This is a genomic window from Streptomyces sp. NPDC059853, from assembly GCF_042731495.1.
In the GTDB taxonomy this organism is placed as follows: domain Bacteria; phylum Actinomycetota; class Actinomycetes; order Streptomycetales; family Streptomycetaceae; genus Streptomyces.
The window spans coordinates 1-3,122 of record NZ_JBHWJL010000434.1 but is presented as its reverse complement, the minus strand read 5'-3'; the positions used below and the strand labels follow the sequence as shown (position 1 = coordinate 3,122).

1 protein-coding gene and 1 pseudogene are annotated in these 3,122 nt (G+C 78.8%); both read left to right on the top strand.

From position 1 onward, the window contains the following. Window positions 1-908: pseudogene (locus ACFV5N_RS26320) on the top strand (AfsR family transcriptional regulator); the annotation flags it as partial. Between the two features lie 7 nt (window positions 909-915). Beyond that, window positions 916-3,122, top strand: a 2,207-nt coding sequence (locus ACFV5N_RS26315) for a TOMM precursor leader peptide-binding protein (protein ID WP_385604585.1), incomplete at its 3' end; no start/stop codon positions are given.

Genomic DNA, 3,122 nt, shown 5'->3' with positions numbered 1-3,122 from the left:
CCACCGCCCCCGGCCACTGGACCCCGGTGCCCTCCTTCACCGGCCGCGGCACCGAGACCACCGCCCTGGTGGCCCGCCTCACCGGCGAACGCCCCGGCACCGAACTCATCTGCGGCGCCCCCGGCATCGGCAAGACCGCACTCGCCCGGCACGTCGCCGACCTCGTCCGCGACCGCTTCCCCGGCGGCTGCCGCCTCCTCGACATGGCAGGCCCCGGCACGGAACCGCGGGTGGACGCCGACCCGCACACCCTGCTCGTCCTCGACGACGTCACCGACCCCGAACAGGTCCGCCCGCTGCTCTCCGCCCGGCGCGGCGCCGCCACCCTCGTCACCAGCCGCCGCCACCTCGCCGCCCTCGTCGCCACCCACGGCGGCCGGGTCACCCGCCTCGACCTCTTCACCCCCGCCGAGGCCCACGCCCTGCTGCGCGCCGCCCTCGGCCCCGAACGGGTCGCCGCCGAACCCGGCGCCGCCGCCGAACTCGCCCTGCTGTGCGGACGCCACCCGCTCGCCCTGCGCATCGCCGCCGCCCGGCTGCTCACCCGCCCCGCCCTGCGGCTCGCCGACGCGGTGGACTGGCTCACCGACGACCCGCTGGCCCGCCTCACCCTCCCCGACGACCCGCGGCTGTCCGTCCCCCGCGTGCTGGACGGCGCCCTCGCCCGGCTCCCGCCGCCGCTGCCCGAGGTGTTCGCGGCACTGGGCCGGCTCGGGCGCGACCACTTCCACCCCGCCGACGCGGCGGGCGCCGTGGCCGGCCCGTTCGACCTGACCGCGTCCGAGACCGAGACCGCCCTGGAGCGCCTGGCCGACGCCGGCCTGCTGGAGGACGGGCCGCCCGGCCCGTACCGCATGCATCCGCTGCTGCGGGGCTACGCCAGAACCCGAGACCGACAGAAGGTGTGAGACAGGCATGGCCGCAGCGTTCGACAACCTCGCCGGCGTCCGCCCGCGCATCCGGCGCGACGTGCTGTACACCCGGACCCCGGGCGGGGTCCTGTTCCACAACGCCGACGGCGGCTTCCATCTGACCGGGCGCACCGCGTACAAGTTCGCCACCCTGCTGGTGCCGCACCTGGACGGCGGCACACCGCTGCGCGAGATCTGCGCCGGGATGGGCGACCGGCAGCGCGAGATGGTCGCCTCGCTGGTCGGCTCGCTCCTCGAACGGGACTTCGCGCGCGACGCCCGCGAACCGGCGGCGGGCGACGCGGACGTGCTCCCGGCGGAGGTCGCCGAACGGTTCGCCGCCCAGATCGCCTACGTCGACCACTACGCGGACGACGCCCGGCAGCGGTTCGCCCGTTTCCGCGCCACCCGGGTCCTGGTCCTGGGCACCGGGGAGACGGCCGAGTGGGCCCAGCTGAGCCTCATCCGCAACGGCGCCGCCGCCGTCACCGCCGAGCAGGTCGGGGCGCGGGCACGGGAGGAAGCCGCCGGGGCGGGGGCGCGGCTGACGGCCGGCACCGACCCGGCGGACGCCGACGTGGTACTCGTCACCGGCGCCGACGCGCTGATCCGCACCCACGCGCTGCTGTCGGCCGGACTGCCCGCCGGACAGCGGGTCATCCCCGTGTGGACCTTCGGCGAGCGGGTCGTCACCGGCCCCGCCGCCGTGGCCGGTGGCAGCGGCTGCGTCTCCTGCGCCCTGCTGCGGCTGGGCGCCTCGGTGGACGCCCAGGCCGCCGCCGAACGCTGGAGCGAGATCGCCTCCGGCGCGGTCACCGAACCCGGCGCGCCGGGTGGCGGACCGCTGACCGGTCCGATCGCGGCGATGACCGGGAATCTGCTCGGCTACGAGGTCTTCCGCACGGCGACCGGCGCGCTGCCCGCCGAGACGGACGGCCAGATCCTCATCCAGGACCTGGACTCGCTGGACGTCGTCGCCGAACCGCTGCGCGCCCACCCGCGCTGCCAGCTGTGCGGCCCCGGCGCGGCGGCGGCCCGCGGCGACGGCGGCACCGAAGCGGACGCGGCCACCGCCGCGCTGCCCGGCGCCCTGAGCGTGGCCGTCACCGCGACCGTGGCCTCCGCACGCGACGCCGAGGCCCTGGTGGACCGGCTGAACGGCCTGTCCACCGCCCTGGTCCGGCCCCACGCCGGGGTCTTCGCCCGCTACGACGACGAGTCGCTGACCCAGCTGCCGCTCAAGGTGGCCCGGCTGGAACTCCCGCTGGGCAGCGCCGGAGGCCGCCGCACGATCGCCGCCTTCGACGTGCACCACCTCGCGGGCGCCCGGCTCCGCGCGCTGCGCACGGCGGCAGCCGTGTACGTGGAGCGCGTCGTCCCCGCCCCGCTGCTGCCCGGCGGCCCCGGCGCGCTGCCGGTGGCGCTCGCCGGCCGCACGGAGGAGGTCGCGGCGTGGAGCGCGGTCACCTCGCTGCTGACCAAGGAACGGACCGCCGTACCCGCCGCCGCGCTGCGCCCGTACGGCCCGCACAACCGGGACGGACGCCAGGTGGCGGGCAGCGGCGGCACCGGCGCGGGCGAGAGCACGGCGGAGGCGGCCGGGCACGCACTGCTGTCGGCGCTGGCCCTCGACGCCCTGACCCGCGCGCTGCACGGCACCACCCGGATCCGTCCCCTGGAGCCGGTGACCGGGGACGGTACGGGGGAGGGCGACGGCGCGGCGGGCGGCCCGGCCGGGGGCGCCGCGACCGGTGCCGCAGCCGGCGGTGGCACCGGGACGGGGGCCACGGCGCCCGGCGCTCCCGCCGACGGCGGGCCGGATGTCCGGACCGCCCTCGCCACGGACGGCACCCACGGCGCGGCGGCGGGCGGTGCCGACGCCGCCGCCCACGACGCCACCGCGGACGCCGAGCTGACGTTCCTGCACACCTCGGCGCGGCGGCTCCAGCTCGCCGTCGACCTGCTCGACCTCGGCGAGGCGGAACGGTCCGGCGCCCATGTGGCGCTGGCCCGCGCGGCGGACGGCCGGTGGGCGATCGGCGCCGGCCTCGGCCGCCGCGCGGCGGCGGTCACCGCGCTGCGCGACCTGCTCGGCCAGGCCCAGCTGCCCGGCGCCGACCCGGGCGACCCGCTGCTGCCCGACCTGGCGCCCGGCACCCTCGCCGTCACCGACGGCCCGGCCCCGGCCGCCCCCGACACCACCCTGGACAC